Origin of the sequence: Mesorhizobium tamadayense (assembly GCF_003863365.1) — a bacterium.
Classification (GTDB): Bacteria; Pseudomonadota; Alphaproteobacteria; order Rhizobiales; family Rhizobiaceae; genus Mesorhizobium; species Mesorhizobium tamadayense.
This window is the reverse complement of the sequence record NZ_RQXT01000001.1, coordinates 276,185-296,740: the sequence shown is the minus strand read 5'-3', so window position 1 is coordinate 296,740 and position 20,556 is coordinate 276,185. Positions and strand designations below refer to the sequence as shown.

Annotated in this window: 15 protein-coding genes; 1 reads left to right on the top strand and 14 read right to left on the bottom strand. The window is 64.9% G+C overall.

Annotated features, from left to right (window positions below; all coding sequences use genetic code 11):
• Positions 1–8: 8 nt before the first annotated feature.
• The 10 genes from EH240_RS01510 to EH240_RS01465 all read right to left on the bottom strand — a co-directional run bounded on the left by EH240_RS01510 (position 9) and on the right by EH240_RS01465 (position 13,556).
• Positions 9–1,283, bottom strand: coding sequence for an RNA polymerase sigma factor (locus EH240_RS01510; protein WP_124995641.1), 1,275 nt, complete (start codon positions 1,281–1,283; stop codon positions 9–11).
• Complete coding sequence (locus EH240_RS01505) at positions 1,280–1,654, bottom strand: YciI family protein (RefSeq protein WP_124995640.1); 375 nt, start codon at positions 1,652–1,654, stop codon at positions 1,280–1,282. Before EH240_RS01505 ends, EH240_RS01510 begins: the two co-directional genes overlap by 4 nt.
• Positions 1,655–1,762: 108 nt before the next feature.
• Positions 1,763–2,854, bottom strand: coding sequence for a DNA topoisomerase IB (locus tag EH240_RS01500; RefSeq protein ID WP_124995639.1), 1,092 nt, complete (start codon positions 2,852–2,854; stop codon positions 1,763–1,765).
• A 74-nt stretch (positions 2,855–2,928) separates the two neighbouring features.
• Entirely contained in the window at positions 2,929–3,672 is a 744-nt protein-coding gene (locus EH240_RS01495; protein WP_124995638.1) for a glycosyltransferase family protein, read from the bottom strand.
• Entirely contained in the window at positions 3,669–4,556 is an 888-nt protein-coding gene (locus EH240_RS01490; RefSeq protein WP_124995637.1) for a glycosyltransferase family 2 protein, read from the bottom strand. The genes EH240_RS01495 and EH240_RS01490 overlap by 4 nt, the downstream gene beginning before the upstream one ends.
• Positions 4,556–5,488, bottom strand: a complete 933-nt coding sequence (locus tag EH240_RS01485; RefSeq protein ID WP_124995636.1) for a glycosyltransferase family 2 protein — start codon at positions 5,486–5,488, stop codon at positions 4,556–4,558. Before EH240_RS01485 ends, EH240_RS01490 begins: the two co-directional genes overlap by 1 nt.
• Positions 5,489–5,589: 101 nt before the next feature.
• A complete protein-coding gene (locus tag EH240_RS01480; RefSeq protein ID WP_124995635.1) occupies positions 5,590–6,465 on the bottom strand; it encodes a transglutaminase family protein in 876 nt (291 codons plus the stop codon).
• Positions 6,466–8,877 (bottom strand): circularly permuted type 2 ATP-grasp protein, encoded by a 2,412-nt coding sequence (locus EH240_RS01475; RefSeq protein WP_124995634.1) that lies wholly within the window; start codon positions 8,875–8,877, stop codon positions 6,466–6,468. It abuts the gene before it with no gap.
• Between the two features lie 6 nt (positions 8,878–8,883).
• A complete protein-coding gene (locus tag EH240_RS01470) occupies positions 8,884–12,243 on the bottom strand; it encodes a transglutaminase family protein (protein ID WP_124995633.1) in 3,360 nt (1,119 codons plus the stop codon).
• 116 nt (positions 12,244–12,359) lie between these two features.
• Positions 12,360–13,556: an acyl-CoA dehydrogenase gene (locus EH240_RS01465; protein ID WP_124995632.1), complete on the bottom strand. Its 1,197-nt coding sequence runs from the start codon at positions 13,554–13,556 to the stop codon at positions 12,360–12,362.
• Between the two features lie 105 nt (positions 13,557–13,661).
• Between EH240_RS01465 and EH240_RS01460 the strand changes: the two genes are divergently transcribed.
• On the top strand, positions 13,662–14,573 hold the full coding sequence (locus tag EH240_RS01460; protein WP_124995631.1) for a LysR family transcriptional regulator: 912 nt from the start codon (positions 13,662–13,664) through the stop codon (positions 14,571–14,573).
• On the opposite strand, the gene EH240_RS01455 is transcribed toward EH240_RS01460, so the two are convergent.
• From EH240_RS01455 to EH240_RS01440, 4 genes are all read right to left on the bottom strand, one after another.
• Positions 14,574–16,904 carry a Tex family protein gene (locus tag EH240_RS01455; protein ID WP_124995630.1) on the bottom strand — a complete coding sequence of 777 codons (2,331 nt, stop codon included), beginning with the start codon at positions 16,902–16,904 and terminating at the stop codon, positions 14,574–14,576.
• A 117-nt stretch (positions 16,905–17,021) separates the two neighbouring features.
• Positions 17,022–18,200, bottom strand: coding sequence for a serine hydrolase domain-containing protein (locus EH240_RS01450; RefSeq protein ID WP_124995629.1), 1,179 nt, complete (start codon positions 18,198–18,200; stop codon positions 17,022–17,024).
• 24 nt (positions 18,201–18,224) lie between these two features.
• Positions 18,225–19,421 carry a serine hydrolase domain-containing protein gene (locus tag EH240_RS01445; RefSeq protein WP_124995628.1) on the bottom strand — a complete coding sequence of 399 codons (1,197 nt, stop codon included), beginning with the start codon at positions 19,419–19,421 and terminating at the stop codon, positions 18,225–18,227.
• A 65-nt stretch (positions 19,422–19,486) separates the two neighbouring features.
• The gene (locus tag EH240_RS01440; RefSeq protein WP_167483888.1) at positions 19,487–20,515 is read right to left on the bottom strand and encodes an extracellular solute-binding protein; all 1,029 of its coding nucleotides are present in this window, start codon (positions 20,513–20,515) and stop codon (positions 19,487–19,489) included.
• Between the last annotated feature and the right edge of the window lie 41 nt (positions 20,516–20,556).

Genomic DNA, 20,556 nt, shown 5'->3' with positions numbered 1-20,556 from the left:
AAGCGGGATCAGCGTGCCTTCTTTATCGACGACTTCTCGGTGCTTTCCTTGATCAGCCGGTCGATATGCATGCGGATATGGGCCGCCTCGGCGGCGGTGTTGGCAAGCGCGATCGCGCGGTCGAAGGCCACATGCGCTTCCTCGTTTCGGCCGAGTTGCATCAACAGGCCGCCCTTCAGGCCGAAGAAGTGGAAATAGCCCGCCAGCCGGTCTTCCAGCGGCTCGATCATGGCGAGCGCCGCTTCCGGGCCGCGCACCTTGCTGACGGCGACCGCGCGGTTCAGCGTCACCACCGGAGACGGCTGCATCTGCTCAAGCAGGCCGTAGAGCAGGTCGATCTCGGTCCAGTCGGTATCCTCGGGCGTCGCCGCCCGCGCATGCAGCGCGGCGATCGCCGCCTGTACCTGGTAAGGGCCGGGCTTGCGATGGCGCAGCGCCTTGTCGACCAAGGCCAGGCCCTCGTCGATCATCTTGCGGCTCCAGAGCGACCGGTCCTGGTCCTCGAGCAGCACGATCTCGCCATTCTCGTCGAAGCGCGCCGGCGCGCGCGCATGCTGGAGAAGCAGCAGCGCGGTCAGCCCCATGATCTCCGGTTCCTGCTGAAACAGCCTCAGCAGCAGCCGGGCGAGCCGGATTGCTTCCTCGCAGAGCGGGGCGCGGGCCGGCGCCTCGCCGCCATTGGTCGAATAGCCCTCGTTGAAGATGAGATAGATCATGGCCGCGACCGCCGCGAGCCGCTCCGAGCGCTCGACCGGACCCGGCGTCTCGAACGGCACGCCGGCGTCGGCGATGCGCGCCTTGGCGCGGGTGATGCGCTGCTCCATGGCGCTCTCGCCGACCAGGAAGGCACGCGCGATCTGCTTGACGGTCAGGCCGGAGACGATGCGCAGCGCCACCGCGATCTGCTGCGTCGCCGGCAGGTCCGGATGGCAGCAGATGAACAAGAGCCGCAAGATGTCGTCGCGATAGTGCGCGCCGTCCAGCCGCTCGGCTATGTCGCTCTCGGCATCGTCGAGATCGGAGATATGCTCCTCTTCCGGCATCGGCGCCTGCTTGGCGCGCTTGCGCACGGCGTCGATGCCGCTGTTGCGGCCGACGAAGATCAGCCATGCCGCCGGATCGCGCGGCGGGCCGTTCTTCGGCCAGTTCTTCAATGCCCTCAGGCATGCGTCCTGGAAAGCTTCTTCCGCGGCGTCGAGGTCGCGGAAATAGCGCAACAGCGCGCCCATCGCCTGCGGACGGGCGGTGGAGATCGCGTTGCTGATCCAGGTCAGGTCGGTCATGCGGGAACCTTGGTCGGATTGAAGATGGAGATCGGCCTGATCTCGTAGGAGCCGCCGCTCGGATTGACCTCGGAGAGTTCGCGGGCGAACTCGACGGCTTCATCCAAGTCCTGGCATTCGAGCGTGTAGAAGCCGAGGAACTGCTCCTTGGTCTCGGCGAACGGGCCGTCGAGCACCATCGATTCGCCCTTGACCTTGCGGAGCGTCGTCGCGGCGGTCGTCGGCAGGAGACGCGCCACGGGTCCAAGCCGGCCTGCCTTGGCGTATTTGTCCTGGACGTCGAGGAGCTTTGCCATGACCTCGTCGTCCTGTTCCTTGCTCCAGGAGCAGACGACGTCTTCGGAGGCGTAGCAGAGGATGGCGTAGAGCATGGTCTCGTCCTTTCCGTATCAAAGGACGAGACAGTAGGACCCTTCCCGACACAAGGTCGATAAAAAATTAGGGCGATCACGGGCTTACCCTTGTGCGCCTGCCGTTCGTCAGGCTCCGCGCGCCTTAAGCCATCTGAGCACCAGTGTCTCCTCCTCATCGAGGCCCGGCATAAGGCGCTTCCGCTTGTTGGCTTCCGCCATTTCGCTAAGCAGCTTCCCCTCGGCCCACGCCTCGAAGACGAGCGGGTGGATATAGCACTGGCGGCAGACGGCTCGCGTGTTGCCGAGCCGTTCAGCGACCTTGTCGACGATACTGTTCATCACCCGCTTTTGCCGGGTCATGCTTTCGGGAAGCTCCGCCTGCGCAAGCAAGGATGCCGCATGGATGGTGCCGCCCCAGGTGCGGAAATGCTTGGAGCTGAACTCCGGGCCAGACGCGTCGCGGATATAGCGGTTGATGTCCTCAGAGCGCACCGGCCGGCGATCGCCGTCTTCATCGAGATATTGGAACAATTTCTGGCCCGGCAGGTCCTGGGCGCCGCGCACGATTTTGGCTATGCGGCGATCGACCAGCCTCAGCTTCCACTCCTTGCCGGATTTGCCCTTGAAGGCGAAGCGCAGGCTGGAACCGGTGATTTCTACATGGCGGTCGCGCAACGTGGTCAGCCCGAAACTCTTGTTTTCCCGGGCATAGGCGGCATTGCCGACACGAATCATGGTGTTGTCGAGCAGCCAGACGACCGAGGCGACCACACGTTCGATCGGCAGGCCGTGCCGGCGCAAGTCGGAATCGATCTGGCTCCGGAGATCAGGCAACGCCTCGGCAAAAGCAACAAGACTGGAATATTTGGCGCCGTCCCGCTCCTCGGTCCATTGCGAGTGATAGCGGTACTGCTTGCGCCCGCGCTGATCCCGGCCGGTCGCCTGGATATGGCCGTTGGGCTCGGGCGAAATCCACACATCCGTCCAAGCCGGCGGGATGACGATCGCCTTGATGCGGTCAAGCGTCGCTGCGCTGACCGCGCTCCCGTTCGGGCCGACGTAGGAGAATCCCTTGCCTTTTCTCAGGCGCCGGATGCCCGGATCGGCGTCGCTGACATAGCTGAGCGAAGCGCGCTCGGCGGAACTCTGCACGCCGTTCTCTTGCGTTTCCTCACCGCCCGCCAGACGGTCGGAGGACGATTGTGCTCGTTGCAGCATGATGGCTCCACGGAACTTGTCCGTAGATAAGCCGCCCGACAGGCGGCTGGTTCCGCTGTCCCGGAGAGCGCCCTTCAGCCCTGCCGGTCGGCGGACACGTCCGCCATCCTGAGCCCACCATCGTCGGTGTGGGCGGGAAAGTAGTCTCGCCCGGCCGGTATCACCTCAAGAACCGCTTCCGACTCATCCGCCAGATAGTCGTAGCCGATCTGCTGCAAACGGCGGTCCGGATCGAGATGATTGTAGAGGTCGCGACGTGCCGCGCGCCGTTTTGGTTCGATCATCTTCAAATGATAGAGATTGAGGCCGCTGTCCCGGAGCTTGAAGCGAAGGTCTTCCGGGAACCAAGCGCCATGAAGCCCTTGCGATCTGTGCAGGTCCGGGCGGCAGGCGGGGAAAAGCCTGTGCTGCATCTTCTGGCCCCAGACGCCGTCGACGCGATAGCTTGCCGGCGTATACATCTCCCTTAAGCGAAATCCCCAGGCATTGCGCCGCGATCCGCTGGTCAGTTGGCCGATTCGGTCGGCGGCCGCGGTTTCCAGCCTCTCATCGGGATCCATTGCCAGGATCCAATCGGCGCCTGCTTCATAGGCTGCACAGAGCAGAGCGTGCCGCCTCTGCGGTTCGCTGCTGAAAACCTCGGCTGCAGCTCTGTCGTCGAAGGCGATCCAGCCGTCCACGACAGGATCGAGGTTGGCGATGAGGTCGGACACCAGATGCGCATCGTAGCGATAGCTGAAGACGGCGACGATCCGTTGCCGCGACCAGAACCATCGACCGCGCCGCCAACGCAGCGGCTTCATCTCGACCGCGATCACTGGCGCCGGCCTTGCGTGTCGCCATACTTGGCGCCGACGGCCGCGCCCAATGATTTGGCGAACAATGCCAGCCAAACGATCGGCAGCGAAAGCATTGCGAAATCTCTATCCTTTTCGGGCAGGCCTTCTTTTGCGAACTTGCCGACATTTCGCCGGTCCCGAAATACCGCTCGGAAAACGCGCGACGGCTTTTTTCCTCCAGCGGATTTGAGGTAGGCGCCATATCGGCGTCCGCGCCGATACTGATCGGCTATCACCTTGGCCAGCCGCGTCTCGTTGCGATGGACGGTGAGCACCGCTGGCTCCCATAATGGCTCCATCGCCTTTGGCAATCGCGCCATGAATTCGGTGTCTTCTCCAGACGTCATCTGCTCGCCGAACAGCCCATACCGGTCGAACAGCTTTCGGTCGAAGGAAACGCCGTAACGAAGTGCCTTATGAGCGGGAAGACCGGGCAGGCGCCGCATGTGCATGGCGAGATGCGCTGCGCAGGCAACCAGATTGCGCGGATGGCTGTTCAAAATCGCGCTCGCCACTGCAGGAGCGCCGCTGCGGTGGTGCCGCAGCCTGGCTTCGGCCCATCCCGGGCAGGCGAGACAATCGTCGGCGAGAAAGGCGACGAACGGAGCCTGCGTTGCCGCGATGCCGAGATTTCGCGCGGCTCCGACATACAGCCGCCGCTCGACATTGATTACCTTCACATCGAGGACTTTCACATCGAGTCCGGCATTGGCCAGAAGGGTCTCGGCATTCCCGCCGCCGGAGTTCACGACCACGACCTCGAGCGGCTTGCCCTGATCGAGCACCGACCTCACCGCCGCCACCAACCCGGTGGGCGCCCGGAAACCAATCACCACGACTGCGAGTTCCGGCCCGTCGCCCATCAGGCGTTTTGCAACTGGATCTGCTGGCCCCACAATCGGCGCCGCGCCGCGATCTTCAGCCGGTAGCGCATGCAGCGCCAGATGTCGGTGGAAACCTTGGGGGCGGCTTCGGCGACGGTCAGGAATTTTGTTGCCGTTTCGAGATCGCCGCGGGCATAATGGACGCGTGCGATCTTGAGAGCCACAAGCCCTTCCCGCGCCTTCAACGACGATTTCGCAATGCCGCAGTCGGCGAGCTCGCGCAGCGCCAGGCGCCATTCGAGGAAGCGCCGCGCAGGCTTTATCGCAAAGCGGTCATCGGAACGCTCCGACGATACGAAGTAGATCATGATAGGTTGCGTCACGACCGCCATCGAAGCCTTGCTCATCACCCGTGCCCAGAACAATGTGTCCTCGTCGTAGGCAAGCCCGGTCGGGAAGCACGTGTCGCCGACCGCGCGCCGCGACACCAGCGCGCTGCCGACGGCAATCGACCGGATCCTGCCTTCCAGATAGGCGGAGGCATTGGCGAGCCCGGCATTCGTATAGCCGGCCGGCATTTTGAACTGCCGGTCCCGGCCGTCGTTCCGCCGACGGTAGGCGCCGACTACCATATCCGCGCCTGGCATCGTCCGGGTCTTGGACAGCACCCGCAACCCGCCATCGAGATGCAGGTCGTCGGCATCGATCATGTAAATCCAGGGAAAGCGTGCATCGGTCAGCGCAAGATTGCGGGGGCCGCCTGCGTCCCGGCAATGCGACTGGACGACGCGCAGCGGCAAAGCCAGCCGCGAGGCTGCATCCGCGGCCACGGCCGCCGTATTGTCCGTTGAGGAATCGTCGACCAATATCACTTCGCCGATGATCTCGGCCTCCGAACGCAAGGTTGCCAACGTGTCGGAGACAGTTGCCGACGCATTGTGTGCTGGAATGATGACACTGACCGCTGTCAACAGTTGAACCCCACGCCAGTGCCCGGCCGGCCCACGCCCGGTGGCAAGATAGCGGCCGAATCGCGATTTGAGAAGCAGCCCGCGCGACCGGTGGCATGCTTTCAGGCAGCCACCGGAATGACGTCGACCGCCTGCTCGCCGACCTGGCCGCCGGTGGTTTTCAAGACGCCGACGATCGGCGCCACGTCGGAATAGTCGCGGCCGTGTCCGACGGTGATATGGTCGTTGCTCGCCCGCATGCCGTTGGTCGGATCGAATTCCTGCCACCCGGCGTCGCGGCCGCACCAGGCCTTGACCCAGGCATGCATGGCGTCGGCGCCCTCAAGCCTGGGTTTTCCTTTCGGCGGGATGGTGCGCAGGAAGCCGCTGACATAACCGGCGGGGATGCCGAGCGCGCGCAGCCCGGCGATCATGATGTGCGAAAAATCCTGGCAGACGCCGCGCTTCAGCGCGAAGGCATCGCCGGCCCGCGTCTGCACGGTGGTCGCCTTGCCGTCATAGGTGAAATCGCGGTGGATGCGGTTGCACAGATCGACCGCTGTGGCGACCGCCGAACCGGCGAGGCTTTCCCGCGCATAGGACGTGATCGCTGTATCGATGCCGGCGTGGTCGCTGGCGGCGAGGAAATGATGCGGCGCGACGGGGGACAGCGAGCGCACCGCGTCGAGCTCCGCCTTCAAGCCGTGGATGTCGGGCGAGACGTCGAGGCCAGGTTCCGGCCGCGAGACCGAGACCCGTGCGCTCATCCTGATGTCGAGTTCCTCATGCGCGTCGCGAAAGGCGATCGAGGTGACGTTGTTGCCGAAGAAGTCGGAAAAATCCGCCCGCTCGGTCGGCATCGGCTGGAACGACAGCGAGGCCGCGATTACCCGCTGCACGCCGGGAATCGTTTGCGGCAGCACGCGCACCTGGTGCCTGCCGCCGCCGGCGGCAGCGGCGTAGTCGTAGTGCAGATGGAGCCTGATGTCGTAAAGCATCTAACCGAAATAGGCCTTGGCGAGGCTGCTGTAGAGATCGCCGATCTGGTTGGCGATATCGTCGAGCACCTTCGCGGTCATATCCTGCGGCTCCATCACGGCAATCGCCGTGTTGAGCTGCAGGATTTCCTTCGCCGCGGGCGACATGTGTCCCTCGCCGCCGACGGATGGCAGCATGCCGATCTCGGCCTTGAGCCGCTCGAGCTGGAACAGGATCGAGCGCGGGTTGAGCGGGTCGAGCGCGAGCAGGTCGATCACCGTGCGCCGGCCGGCCTGCACCGGATATTGCCGGCGGTGGGTCATCACGCTATCGCCGATCTCCAGCATCATGTCGAGCGCGCCGTCCGGCGCGCCGTTTCCGGTCAGCCGCGCCAGCGTGCGGGCTATCTGGATGCCGCGCTCCAACCGGCGGCCGATCTCCAGGAAACGCCAGCCGGTGAAGCGGTACATGTTCTCGTGCAGCAGGCCTGAGAAGCCGGCGAGCTTGCGCAGCATGACCGTCATTGCCCGCGTCGCGTCATCGCCGGGAGCTACGGTCGAGGCGAATCTATGGATGGTCTTCGACAGGTCTTTGAGCGCCAGCCAGCCGTCCGGCGAGAAGCGGTCGCGGATCTGGCCGGCGCTGTAGACGGCGCTGTCCAGCATGCCGATCAGCCCCAGCGGAATCGCCGACTCGACCTCGATGCCGAACGGCTCGAGATAATCCTCAATGCCGGCGAGCAACGGCATCTCTGGGTCGGACGTCTCCGCCAGCCTAACGTGATAGGCGCGCAGCACGCGTACCGTGTCTTCCGAGCGCTCGATATAGCGGCCGAGCCATGTCAGGTTCTCCGCCGCGCGGCTGGGCAGGCTGCCCGGCATGGTGCGGGTGAAGCTGTCATGCTCCTGCGGCAGCAACGTCTCGCGCTCGACCGGCCTGTCGCTGACCACCCAGACATCGGCCGCCTGGCCGCCGCGCTGCATGGCGATCGCGGTCGGGTCGAGCGAGAAGCCGACGCGCGCAAAGCCGCCGGGCATCACCGTCCAGCCCTCCGGCGTCCGCGCCAGGTACACGCGCAGGCTGGCGGGCCGCGGCTCCAGACGGCCTCCTATGTAGACGGGCGTCGTCGAGAGCGTCACCGCTTCCTGGCCCACAAATGCGACGCCGTCGGCTTCGATCCGCGCGATGAGATCCGCCCTTTCGCCGGCCGGCAGCGCCGAGCCGAGCCGCGTTGCATCGTCGTCCTCGAAAGCAAGCCGCGTCGACAGCGCCGGGCCGACCATCATGCGATCGATATTGGCAAGCACATGATTGCGCTCGGCCTCCTGCCCGCACCACCAGGTGGCGATGTTCGGCAGGGAAAGGTCTTCGCCCCGCAATTCGCGCGCGATCCTCGGCAGGAAGGAAAGCAGCGCCCGCGTTTCCATCAGGCCCGAGCCGAGCGCATTGACGGCCGAAACCGCCCCCCGGCGGACCGCCTCGACCAGTCCCGGCGTGCCGATCTGCGAATCGGGCTTGAGCTCGAGCGGATCGGCAAAGGCTGCATCGAGCCGCCGCCACAAAACGCCGATCGGCATCAGCCCCGAAACGGTGCGGACCATCAGCCGGCCGCCGGAAACGGTCAGGTCCTCGCCCTCCAGCAGCATGATGCCGAGATAGCGCGCGATATAGGCGTGCTCGTAATAGGTCTCGTTGAGCGGTCCGGGCGTCAGGATGGCGACGCGGCCGCCCGAGTCCTTCGCCATGCCGTTCAGCGCATCGCGGAAGCGGCGGAAGAAGCCGGCGAGGCGATGCACATGCATCTCGCCATAGATGTCGGACAGCGCGCGCGTGGTGGCGACGCGGTTTTCCAGCGCGAAGCCTGCGCCCGACGGCGCCTGCGTGCGGTCGCCGAGCACCCACCAGCGCCCGTCCGGGCCGCGGCCGAGCTCGAAGGCGACCATGTGCAGGAAATGGCCATTGGCCGGCCGGGTGCCGACGACAGGGCGCAGATATTCCGGGCTGGCCGCGATCAACCCAGCCGGCAGGATGCCCTTTTCGACCAGCCGGTTCGGCCCGTAGATGTCGACCAGCATCGCCTCGAACAGGTCGGCGCGCTGGACCAGCCCGGCACTGATCTCGACCCATTCCTTTTCGTCGATCAGCAGCGGAACATGCGCCAGCGGCCATTCGCGCTCGTTGGCACCGGCCTTGTCGTAGACGCGGTAGTAGACGCCGGCGTCGCGCAGGTACTGGTCGGCGCGGGCAAAGCGCTGTCCGAGCGTCTCCGCTCCCAATTCGTCCAGCGCTCCGATGAAGGAACGCCATGCCGGGCGCGGGCTGCCTAATGCGTCGACCATCTCGTCGACGACGCCGCCGATCGGCCGGTAATGCTCCAGCAGGCTATGCGCCCGCGGCCTGCCGCCCGCCCGTTTCTGATTCCCCTTTGCCATCGCTGATCAGAGTCTTGCCGGCCGCCTTAGGTCAAGGGTCATCGGGAATTCTTCAGAGGCTTCTTCGGCGTGGAGCACATAGCCGCCCGGGGTGTGGCCGCGCGGCTCGAAGCGGGCGAGCCGGCGCGCCTCGGCTTCGTTGCCGTTGACAGGGAAGGTGTCGTAGCTGCGCCCGCCCGGATGCGCGACATGGTAGACACAGCCGCCGACCGAGCGGCCCGACCAGCGGTCGTAGATATCGAACACCAGCGGCGTGTTGACAGGCAAAGCCGGATGCAGGCCGGACGCCGGCTGCCAGGCCTTGAAGCGCACACCCGCCACGGCGACCTCGCGATTGTCGGTCACCTTCATCGGCACGATGCGGCCGTTGCAGACGACGGCGTGGCGCTCCGGATTGAGGCCTTCGGTTTTCACCTGCAGCCGTTCGACCGAGGAATCGACGAAGCGCACGGTGCCGCCGATCGCGCCTTGTTCGCCCATGACATGCCAAGGCTCCAGCGCCTGCCTCAACTCAAGCTTGACGCCGCCATGCTGCACCTCGCCGCAGAAGGGAAAGCGGAATTCGAGCTGCGCGGCGAACCATTCGGGCCGGAACTCGAAGCCGTTGAATTTCAAGTCTTCCAGTACGTCGAGGAAATCCGCCCATACATGATGCGGCAGCATGAAGCGGTCGTGCAGCGATGTGCCCCAGCGCACGAAGCGGCCGTCGAGCGGGTTCTTCCATGCACGAGCGATGATGGCGCGGACGAGAAGCTGCTGCGCCAGGCTCATGCGCGCGTTGGGCGGCATCTCGAAGCCGCGGAACTCGACCAGGCCGAGCCGGCCTGTCGGGCCGTCCGGCGAGAACAATTTATCGATGCATATCTCGGAGCGATGCGTGTTGCCGGTGACGTCGGTCAAAAGATTGCGGAACAGCCGGTCGACCAGCCACGGCAAGGGCGCATTGCCCTTGTCCGGATGCGGCACCTGCGCCAGTGCGACCTCGAGCTCATAGAGCAAATCGTGGCGCGCCTCGTCGATGCGCGGCGCCTGGCTGGTCGGGCCGATGAACAGACCCGAGAACAGATAGGACAGCGACGGGTGCCGTTGCCACTGCAGCACCAGGCTCTTCAACAGATCCGGCCTGCGCAGGAACGGGCTGTCATTGGGCGTCGCGCCGCCGACCACGACATGATTGCCGCCGCCGGTGCCGGTATGGCGGCCGTCGATCATGAACTTGTCGGTGCCGAGCCGCGACTGCCTGGCTTCCTCGTAGATCGCGGTCGTCGTGGCGACGCATTCCCGCCAGTTGGCGGCCGGGTGGATGTTGACCTCGATGACGCCGGGATCGGGCGCGACGCGGATGACGTTGAGGCGCTGATCCTGCGGCGGGCCGTAGCCCTCGATGTGCACCGGCAATCCGATCGCGCGCGCCGCATTCTCGGCGGCGGCGACGAGTTCGAGATAGTCCTCCAGCGCCTCCACCGGCGGCATGAACACGCAGAGCCGTCCGTCGCGCGGCTCGACCGAAAGCGCGGTGCGCACCGCGCCGCCGATCTCGGTGATCACCTGCTCGACGCGATCCTGCTGGCCGGTCGCAGCCGTGAAGGACACCGCCTGCTGGCGGCGCGCCATTTCGTCGGCGCCTTCAAGCTCCGCTGGGGCGGATGCCGGCAAGATGGCTTGCCGCGACGGCAACGGACCGCGCGGCAGCGACGGATCGACCGGCACGATATAAGGGAATTGCGCCGGCGGCACGTAAGGCAGCGTGCCGAGCGGCAGGCGGTAGCCGACCGGCGAATCGCCGGGCACCAGGAACAGCCTGCCGCGCCTGGTCTTCCATTTCTCCGAGCGCCAGTGTTGTCCCGTGGCCTGGCTGTTCCAGCGCTGCACCGGCAGCACATAGCCGGACGGCTTGGTCAGGCCACGCTCGAACACACGCGCCATGCGGCTGCGCTCTTCCGGATCCTCCAGCTTCGAATTGGACGGATCGACATTGTCCGGCAGCTTGCCCTCCTTGAGCAGCCATTCGGCCGGATCCTCATAGGCCTCGCTGACCATCGATTTCTCGATGCCGAGCTCGCCGGCCATCGCTTTGAGCAGGCTTTCGGCCTGCTGCGGGCCGATATCTGCTTCGCTCTTTTCGCGCGCGATCAGCGACGGGTCGCGCCAGACCGGCTCTCCGTCGGTGCGCCAGTAGAGCGAGAAGGTCCAGCGCGGCAGGCTCTCGCCCGGATACCACTTGCCCTGCCCGTAATGCAGGAAGCCGCCCGGCGCGAAGCGCTCGCGCAGCCGGCGGATCAACTCATCCGCCTTATCGCGTTTGGTCGGCCCGACGGCGGCGGTGTTCCATTCGGCGGACTCGAAATCGTCGATCGACACGAAGGTCGGCTCGCCGCCTATGGTGAGCCGCACGTCCTGTTCGTGCAAAACCGCATCGACCTTGTTGCCCAGAGCATCGAGTGCTTCCCAGCTCTCGTCCGAGAACGGCTTGGTGATGCGCGGGTGCTCGGCGATGCGGTCGACACGCATGTCGAAGCCGAAATCGACATTGGCGAAGCTCGCCATGCCGGAGATCGGCGCGGCATTGCGGAAATGCGGCGTCGCCGCCAGCGGCACATGGCTCTCGCCGGTAAGCAGACCGGAGGTCGGGTCGAAGCCGATCCAGCCGGCGCCCGGAATATAGACTTCGCACCAGGCATGCAGGTCGGTAAAATCGACCGCGGTTCCAGGCGGCCCGTCGAGCGAAACCAGATCGGGCTTGAGTTGGATCAGATAACCGGAAACGAAGCGCGCCGCGATGCCGAGGTTGCGCAGTATCTGCACCAGCAGCCAGCTTGTATCCCGGCACGAGCCCTTGGCCGCGGCGAGCGTCTCCTCCGGCGAATAGACGCCGGTTTCCATGCGCACGATATAGGCGATCTCGCGCTGCAGCCGTGCATTGAGGTCGACGAGGAAATCGACAGTGTTTCTTGGGCTGCGATCGATGGTGTTCAGGAATGCCGACAGCAGCGGCCCTGCCGGTTCCGGCGTCCGGTAGATGGCGAGATCGTCCCTGACTTCCTCCGGATAGTCGAACGGAAAGGTTTCGGCCGAGGGTTCGACGAAGAAATCGAACGGATTGTAGACCGTCATGTCGGCGACGAGATCGACCTCGATCTTGAACTCGTTCACGGGCTCCGGGAAGACGAAGCGAGCGAGGAAGTTGCCGTAAGGGTCCTGCTGCAGGTTGACGAAGTGGTTCTTCGGCTCGACCTTCAGCGAGTGGCTGAGCACCTTGGTGCGCGAATGCGGCGCCGGCTGCAGCCTGATCACCTGGGGACCAAGCACCACCGGCCGGTCGTATTTGTAATGGGTCAGGTGGTGGACGGCTGCCAGTATTGCCATGGTGCCCCGGAGAACGGCGTTTCAATCGCCGAACCCTGACACAAATGAAGGTCATTCTCCAAGCAGAGATGTTGCGCTGCACCTAATTTAAGCAGCGTTGCCGGCTAAGGGGTCGCTTAGAAAAACGCCTGGATGCCCGTCTGCGCCCTCCCGAGGATCAGCGCATGCACGTCATGCGTGCCCTCATAGGTGTTGACCGTCTCCAGGTTCTGCGCGTGGCGCATCACGTGGTAGCCGATCTGGATGCCGTTGCCGCCATGCATGTCGCGGGCCTGGCGGGCGATGTCGAGCGCCTTGCCGCAATTGTTGCGCTTGACGATCGAGATCATCTCCGGCGCCATCTTGCCTTCGTCCATCAGCCGGCCGACGCGCAACGAGCCCTGCAGGCCGAGCGCGATCTCGGTCTGCATGTCGGCGAGCTTCTTCTGGAAGAGCTGCATGCCGGCGAGCGGCTTGCCGAATTGCTTGCGGTCGAGGCCGTATTGCCGCGCCCGGTGCCAGCAATCCTCGGCCGCGCCCATCGCGCCCCAGGAAATGCCGTAGCGTGCCCGGTTGAGGCAGCCGAACGGTCCCTTCAGGCCCGAGACATTGGGCAGCAGCGCCTCCTCGCCGACCTCGACGCCATCCATCACCACCTCGCCAGTGATCGAGGCCCGCAGCGAGAGCTTGCCGCCGATCTTCGGCGCCGAAAGCCCCTTCATGCCCTTTTCCAGCACGAAGCCGCGGATTTCGTCCTTGCCGTTATCGCCCTTCAGCTTCGCCCACACGACGAAGACATCGGCGATCGGCGCGTTGGAGATCCACATCTTCGATCCGGAGAGCCGGTAGCCGTTGGCGGTCTTCTCGGCGCGCGTCTTCATGCCGCCCGGATCGGAGCCGGCATCCGGCTCGGTCAGCCCAAAGCAACCGATCCATTCGCCGGAGGCGAGCTTCGGCAGGTATTTCTTGCGCTGCTCTTCCGAGCCATAGGCATGGATCGGATACATGACCAGCGACGACTGCACGCTCATCATCGAGCGGTAGCCGGAATCGATGCGCTCGACCTCGCGCGCCACCAGCCCGTAAGTGACGTAACTGGCGCCGAGCCCGCCATACTCTTCCGGAATGGTGATGCCGAGCAGGCCCGCCTCGCCCATCTCGCGGAAGATCGAGGGATCGGTCTTTTCCTCGACATAGGCTTCCTCGATGCGCGGTGCCAGCTTGTCGGCTGCGAACGCGGCCGCGCCGTCGCGCACCATGCGCTCGTCCTCGGAAAGCTGGTCCTCGATCAGGAAAGGATCGTTCCACACGAAAGCATTCTTCTCGGCGGCCATGGCCTGCTCTCCCGGCAATATTTTGAGGTGCCCGGCTTATCGGCCTCCACATGGAAAAAATCAAACAAAATTGCGTCACGGATCAATGAGGGATAGTAATGGATCATGAACGTCCAGCGTCGCCTGTTGCCGAATATCAGCGCCCTTGCCGCCTTCGAGGCGGTGGCGCGCCTCGGCTCCTTCACCGCCGCCGCGCGTGAGCTCGATCTGACGCAAGGCGCCGTCAGTCGGCAGATCAGCCTTTTGGAGGAACAATTCGGCCGCCGGCTGTTCGAGCGCGACAGCCGCAATGTGCGGCTTTCAACGGCCGGCGAAATCTATGCCGAAGCGGTGCGCTCGGCGCTTGGCCAATTGCGCGACGCCGCCCTCGGATTGATGAGCAATCGGCATAGTGGCGTTCTGAACCTTGCCATCCTGCCGACCTTCGGCGCGCGCTGGCTCATGCCGCTGATCCCGGATTTCGTCGCCCGCCATCCCGACGTCACCATCAATTTCGCCACCCGCATCGGCCGTTTCGACTTCGCCCGCGAGCGGCTCGACGCCGCGATCCATCACGGCATGCCGGACTGGCCGGACGCGGATTGCACGCTGCTGATGCGCGAGACGGTCGCGCCCGTCGCCGCGCCGGAATTCCTGGCGGAGCGGAAGATCGCGACACCGGCCGATATCAGTCGCCTGCCGCTGCTGCACATGGCGACGCGCCCCGGCGCCTGGGGCGAATGGTTCGAGCATCAGGGGCTGACCACGCCGACCGGCCCCGGCATGCAGTTCGAGCAGTTCAGCACGGTGGCGCAGGCCTGCATGGCCGGGCTCGGCGTGGCGCTCTTGCCGCAAATTCTGATTGCCGGCGAGTTGCAACGCGGCCAGTTGGTGCCGGCGCCCGGCCTGCCGATGCAAAGCCGCAGCGCCTATTACCTCGTTGTGCCGCACGACAAGCGCGGCCATCCGCCGGTCGCCAGTTTTCGCGATTGGCTGCTGGGCCAAATTGATGAGGAGCCGGCTGTTCTGGCGTGGTAGCTATTTCCGCTTCATCGCCTCCGCCAGCGCCGCACCGAACGCGCCCTGCTGGGAAGGACTTTCCGGCTGCCGTTGCGGCGCCGGCGAACGCGGCGCAGGCTTGCCGCCTTGCTCACGCTGGCCGCGACGCGAGGCTCCGCCATCGCCATCCTTGCGCATCGACAGACCAATGCGCTTGCGCTTGATGTCGACATCGACCACCCGCACCTTCACCACATCGCCGGCCTTCACCACCTCATGCGCGTCCTTGATGAAGCGATCGGCCAGTTGCGAGACATGCACCAGTCCGTCCTGGTGCACGCCGATGTCGACGAAGGCGCCGAAGGCCGCGACATTGGTGACGGTACCTTCGAGCAGCATGCCGGGCTTCAGATCCTTTATATCGTCGACGCCCTCGGCGAAGCTCGCCGTCTTGAAGCCGGGGCGCGGGTCGCGGCCCGGCTTTTCCAGCTCGGCGATGATGTCGCGCACCGTCGGCAGGCCGAAACGCTCGTCGGCGAAGACGCGCGGATCGAGCGCCTTGAGCGCGGCGCTGTCTCCCATCAGCGAGCGCACGTCGCGCCCGCAGGCGGCGACTATTCTTTTCGCCACACCATAGGCTTCCGGGTGAACCGCGGAGGCGTCGAGCGGCTCGGTGCCGTTGGGGATGCGCAGGAAGCCGGCGCACTGCTCGAACGCGCGTGGTCCAAGACGAGCCACGCTCAACAGGTCGCGCCGCGTCGCGAAGGGACCGCCAGCGTCGCGATGCGCGACGATCGCTTCGGCGAGCGACGGCCCCAGCCCCGAAACCCGTGCCAAGAGCGGCGCCGACGCCGTGTTGAGATCGACGCCAACGGCATTGACCGCGTCCTCCACCACCGCCTCCAGCGAGCGGCCAAGTCGGTACTGGTCGACATCGTGCTGGTACTGGCCGACACCGATCGACTTCGGCTCGATCTTGACCAGCTCGGCCAGCGGATCCTGCAGGCGCCTGGCGATCGACACCGCGCCGCGCAGCGACACGTCAAGGTTGGGGAATTCAGCAGCCGCGGTCGCCGAAGCCGAATAGACCGAAGCGCCCGCCTCGCTGACGATCACCTTGAGCGGCTTCGGCGCGGAATTGGCAAAAAAATCGGCAGGCAGGTCGGACAGCATGTCGGCCACCAGCTTCTCCGTCTCACGGCTGCCGGTGCCGTTGCCGATCGAGATCAGCTCGACCTTGTGCAAGCGGATGAGCTTGGCAAGCTCGGCCTGCGTGCCGCGCACATCGTTCTTCGGCGGGAACGGGTAGACTGTCGTCGTCGCCACCAGCTTGCCTGTGCCGTCGACCACCGCCACCTTGACGCCGGTGCGGATGCCAGGATCGAGACCCATGGTCGGCCGCGAGCCGGCGGGAGCCGCAAGCAGCAGGTCTTTCAGATTGCGGGCGAAGACATGGATCGCCTCCTCCTCGGCCCGCTCGCGCAGGTCGCGCATCAGGTCGAGCGTCAGATGCAAGGATAGCTTGATGCGCCAAGTCCAGCCGGCGACTTCCATCAGCCAGCGGTCGCCCGGCAAGCTGCCGCCGATCGCATAGGCATTGGCGATCATGCGCTCGACCGGCTTCATCGGCGATTGATCGTCGGCATCGACCTCGATGTCGAGCGACACCACCTCCTCGTTGCGGCCGCGCAGCATGGCCAAGGCGCGGTGGCTGGGCACGCCCGCCCAGCGCTCGACATGGTCGAAATAGTCGGAGAATTTCGCGCCGGCCTCCTGCTTGCCGTCGACCACACTGGCGCGCAGGAAGGCGCGCTCCTTCATATAGGCGCGCAGTTTGCCGACCAGATCGGCATTCTCGGCGAACTGCTCCGACAGGATGTCGCGCGCGCCTTCGAGCGCCGCCTTGGCGTCGACTACCTCTTCCCTGACATAGGCGAGCGCCAGCTCGGCCGGCACCGCCGAACGGTCGGCGAGGATCGCCTCGGCCAGCGGCCCGAGCCCGCGCTCCCTGGCGATCTCGGCCTTGGTCCGGCGCTTCGGCTTGTAGGGCAGATAGATGTCCTCAAGCTCGGCCTTGGTGGCGGCCGCCGCGATCTTGCCCTCGAGCTCCTCGGTCAGCTTGCCTTGCTCGCGGATCGAGCCGAGGATCGTCTCGCGGCGGGCGTCCAACTCGCGCAGATAGGCAAGCCGCTCGGCAAGGTCGCGCAGTTGCGTGTCGTCGAGCCCGCCCGTGACCTCCTTGCGGTAGCGGGCCACGAACGGCACCGTGGCGCCTTCGTCCAGCAGCCCGATGGCCGCCGCGGCCTGCTCCGGCCGCGCGCCGATCTCGGCCGCGATGATTGCTGCGATGCGCTTGATGTCCGATGCCATGGCGGTCCCTGTCGAAAAGAGCGGCGACCATAGGCCGGGATGCTCCGCCCGCCAACCGCGCTGTTCTCGCTGGCTCGTTAGGTTCCACAGGAAAACGGCGAGGAAGTGCGGCTCGGTTCAGACCATCCCGCTCAGCGCCTCGAGGAAAGCGACGATATCGATGTCGAGCCGGTCGGCCACCGGCTCCGGTTGCGACGACATCTTGGCGATCACGACTTCGGCCTTCGGATTGACGTAGAGCCATTGGCCATGGATGCCGATGCCGCAGACGGCGCCGCTTGTCGTGCCCATCTGGTACCATTTGTTGCGGTAGCGGCCTTTCGGGAAAAGGAACGCCATCGTGCCGCGCTGCCAGGCTTCAAAGCTGCCGCCGGCGGCGACCGTGTCGCGCACCCAGGCTTCCGGCACGATGCGGCGGCCGTTGGCCATGCCGCCCTGCCGCATCATTTCGCCTATGCGGGCAAGGTCGCGCGGCGTCATCGACATGCCGCCGGCCGTGCGTGCCGTGCCTTCCATGTCGACCGTCACCGACATCCCGCTCGCAGCACCCAGCGGCAGCCACAGCTTCTCGCTGAGCAGGTCGCTGACGCGTTTGCCCGATGCCCGCTCCACCAGCATGCCGAGCATGTCCGAATTGGGCGAGCGATAACGGTAGGTCCGGCCGTGCGGCTCGGCGAGACGCGGCAGCGTCAGCAGGAAAGCCGCAAGGGTTTCCGATCCGCCGCCGGGATTCCACAGCGTCGCGCGGCGGTAGCGGGCGAAGGCGCTTTCCGGATCGAGATAGGCTTCTTCGAAATCGAGGCTGACGGTCATGTCGAGCACATTGCGCACGCTCGCATCGCCATAGGCCGAGCCTTTGGCCTCGGGGATGTACTCTGTCACCGGCGCTTCCGCGTCGAATGCCCCCTCGCCTTCCAGGATACCGGCGAGAACGGCCGTCACCGACTTGCTGATCGAGAAGATGATATGGCGCTGGCCGAACGCCATATGCGGCGCCGACCAGTCGCCGACCACTCTGCCACCCTTCAGGATCGTCAGCCCGTCGGTGTCGGAACGCTTGAGGAAGGCCTCGACGGTTTCGGCGCCCTCGGCCAAGCTCACCTTCTCGCCGAGCAAGCTTCCAAGCGGTTTGGCTTGCTCCTCGCCTCCGGGTGCGGCGGCAACATGCACCGACGGCACCAATTCGCCGACATTCTGGAACGACCATTGGCTGAACGGTCTCAGCCGCCAGTTGTCGAGCCGCACGTCCTTGCGGGCAAAGCCGTATTTGGTCTCGAACGCAGTCTTGCCGGCCAAGATCGTCTCCCGGGTCTTTGATTTTCAGGCGAGCGCCGCAGCGATGGTGTGCACGGCCTTCAGCGTCGCCACCGAATAGGCAATGTTGGTGAAATCGGGATAGGTCGAGAGCTTCACCACGACCATTCTTGTGTCCCAGTCGATATGGATCAGCTGACCGAACACGCCCCGGCACATCAGCGCACGCGAGCGCGGATCCTCGATCCAGAACTGGTTGCGGTAGCTGCCTTCCGGCAGGCTGGGATTGAAGTCCGGCCCGTGCTTGCCGGTGCGCGTTGCCTCGATCCAATCGGTCGGGATGACGCCGCCGCCATTGTCGAGGATCAGTTGGCCGAAGCGGCCATAGTCGCGCAGCGTCGCGTTGAAGCCGCCCTCGGCCAGCGCATAGCCGGCGCTGTCGACGGTGAAGCAGGCGTTCTCGTCGGCGCCGAGCTTTTGCCAGAGTTCTTCCGAGACAAGCTGCGCCAGGCGCTTGCCGCTCACCCGCTCCATGATGAAGGCAAGCACGTCGGTTTCGATCGATCGGTATTCGAAGGCCTCGCCATGCTCGCGCACCTTGTCCTTCAGCCGCAAGATCAGCTCGAACATATGCGCAGGCCACTGGAAGTCGGGATCGCTGCCCGGAGGCACGGGTTTCCAGCCGCTGGCGACGTCGACCTGGCCGATCTCGGAATAGCGATCGGTGTATTCCTCGGAGAAACGCACGCCCGTCGTCATGTCGAGCACTTGCTGCGCGCTGGCGCCGGTCCAGGCGGTCTCGCCGAGTTCCGGAAGATAATCGGTCACCAGCCTGGCCGGGTCGATCAGGCCGCGTCCGATCAGGATGCCGAACACCGATCCGGTGACCGACTTCGCCATCGACTGCGACAGATGCAGCGTGCGCTCGTTCATGCCGTTGAAGTAACGCTCATAGGCGATCGTGCCGTCCTTCAGCACCAAGAAACCGTCCGTGTAGGTCTCGTCGAGCAACCCAGCGAGCGTTGTCGCAGCACCCGTGCTGTCCACCACCGGCAGATCGTCGAGATCGACTTCGGCACGCTCAAGGCGGCGGCGATGGCCATGGCCGCGCCAGACCTCGACCGTCGGCAGGACCTCGCGGATGTTTTGGAAGGCCCAGCGGTTCCAGGGACCCCTGTCCCAATCGAGCTTCGGAGGGATCAGCTTCGGCGGCGAACCCTGCATGATCGGTGGGCGCCGATCGGAGTTGCGGTAAGACGTCATCAAATCCTCCCTGCACACAAGAAAGGGAGGCCGGAGCCTCCCCTCCTTCATGCTTTATGGCGGAGCTATTTGCGCAGGTTGGTCCAGATCTTGTTGTAGATCTCCACCACGTCGGGCGGGCATGGCGGCACGAATTCCGGTGTCGGCGAACCGGCCGGCGGGTTGATCTCCGGCGAGTTGGCGAACTCCGCCGGCAGGAATTTGTGGCTGCCGGCGATGCCGTTGTCGTAGCCGGCAAACTCGGAGATCAGCGCCGCATTCTCAGGCGCCATGACGAAGTCCTGGAAGAGCTTTGCGTTCTCGAGGTTCTTGGCGCCCTTCAGCACCGCGACATTGTCCATCCAGCCTTCGATGCCTTCCTTCGGATAGGCATATTTGATCGCCGGGATCTTCTGGCGCGAACGGTAGCTGGCGCCGTTCCACTGCTCCGAGACGATGACGTCGCCGGAGGTGATCTTGGTGATGGTGTCGTAGCTGAAGGTCTTCCATGACGGCTTGGCGGCCATCAGCAGGTCGTTGATCTTTTTCAGATTGGCCTTGTCGGCGCCGCAGCGCGGCACACCGGCATAGCGCTCGGCCGCGTGCATGACGGTGTTGACGTCGTCGAGCACGTTGATCTGGCCCTTCAGCTCATCCGGCGGATTGAACAGGATGGCCAGCGTGTTGATGTCGCCCTTGAACTTGTCCGTATTGACGGAGAACGCCGTGGTGCCGAATTGCCACGGCGCGGTGTAATGGCGCCCGGAGTCCCAGTAGATGTCGACGAAGCGCGGGTCGATGTTCTTGCCGTTCGGCATCGCGTTGGGCTCGGTCTTTTCGAGCAAGCCCTCTTCGATCATGATCTTCACGGTGTAGTCGGACGGCACGACGATGTCGTAGCCGGAATTTCCGGCGCGCACCTTGGATAGCATGGTTTCGTTGGAATCGTAGTCGTCCAGCGTCACCTTGACGTTGTATTGCTTCTCGAACTTCTCGATCAGCTTGGGGTTGGTGTAGTCGCCCCAGTTGTAGATGTGCAGTTCGCCGTCGGCGAGCGCCGGAATGGCCCATAACAGCACGGCCGCGGAAACGGCCGCCATCAGTTTTCCAGACATTTTATGTTCTCCTTGCCTTCCCATTGTTTTGTGTTGGAGCT

Coding starts and splice junctions, on each gene's coding strand:
- EH240_RS01510 (WP_124995641.1), bottom strand. CDS start 1,283: ATGACCGACCTGACCTGGATCAGCAACGCGATCTCCACCGCCCGTCCG.
- EH240_RS01505 (WP_124995640.1), bottom strand. CDS start 1,654: ATGCTCTACGCCATCCTCTGCTACGCCTCCGAAGACGTCGTCTGCTCC.
- EH240_RS01500 (WP_124995639.1), bottom strand. CDS start 2,854: ATGCTGCAACGAGCACAATCGTCCTCCGACCGTCTGGCGGGCGGTGAG.
- EH240_RS01490 (WP_124995637.1), bottom strand. CDS start 4,556: ATGGGCGACGGGCCGGAACTCGCAGTCGTGGTGATTGGTTTCCGGGCG.
- EH240_RS01480 (WP_124995635.1), bottom strand. CDS start 6,465: ATGCTTTACGACATCAGGCTCCATCTGCACTACGACTACGCCGCTGCC.
- EH240_RS01475 (WP_124995634.1), bottom strand. CDS start 8,877: ATGGCAAAGGGGAATCAGAAACGGGCGGGCGGCAGGCCGCGGGCGCAT.
- EH240_RS01470 (WP_124995633.1), bottom strand. CDS start 12,243: ATGGCAATACTGGCAGCCGTCCACCACCTGACCCATTACAAATACGAC.
- EH240_RS01465 (WP_124995632.1), bottom strand. CDS start 13,556: ATGGCCGCCGAGAAGAATGCTTTCGTGTGGAACGATCCTTTCCTGATC.
- EH240_RS01460 (WP_124995631.1), top strand. CDS start 13,662: ATGAACGTCCAGCGTCGCCTGTTGCCGAATATCAGCGCCCTTGCCGCC.
- EH240_RS01455 (WP_124995630.1), bottom strand. CDS start 16,904: ATGGCATCGGACATCAAGCGCATCGCAGCAATCATCGCGGCCGAGATC.
- EH240_RS01445 (WP_124995628.1), bottom strand. CDS start 19,421: ATGACGTCTTACCGCAACTCCGATCGGCGCCCACCGATCATGCAGGGT.
- EH240_RS01440 (WP_167483888.1), bottom strand. CDS start 20,515: ATGTCTGGAAAACTGATGGCGGCCGTTTCCGCGGCCGTGCTGTTATGG.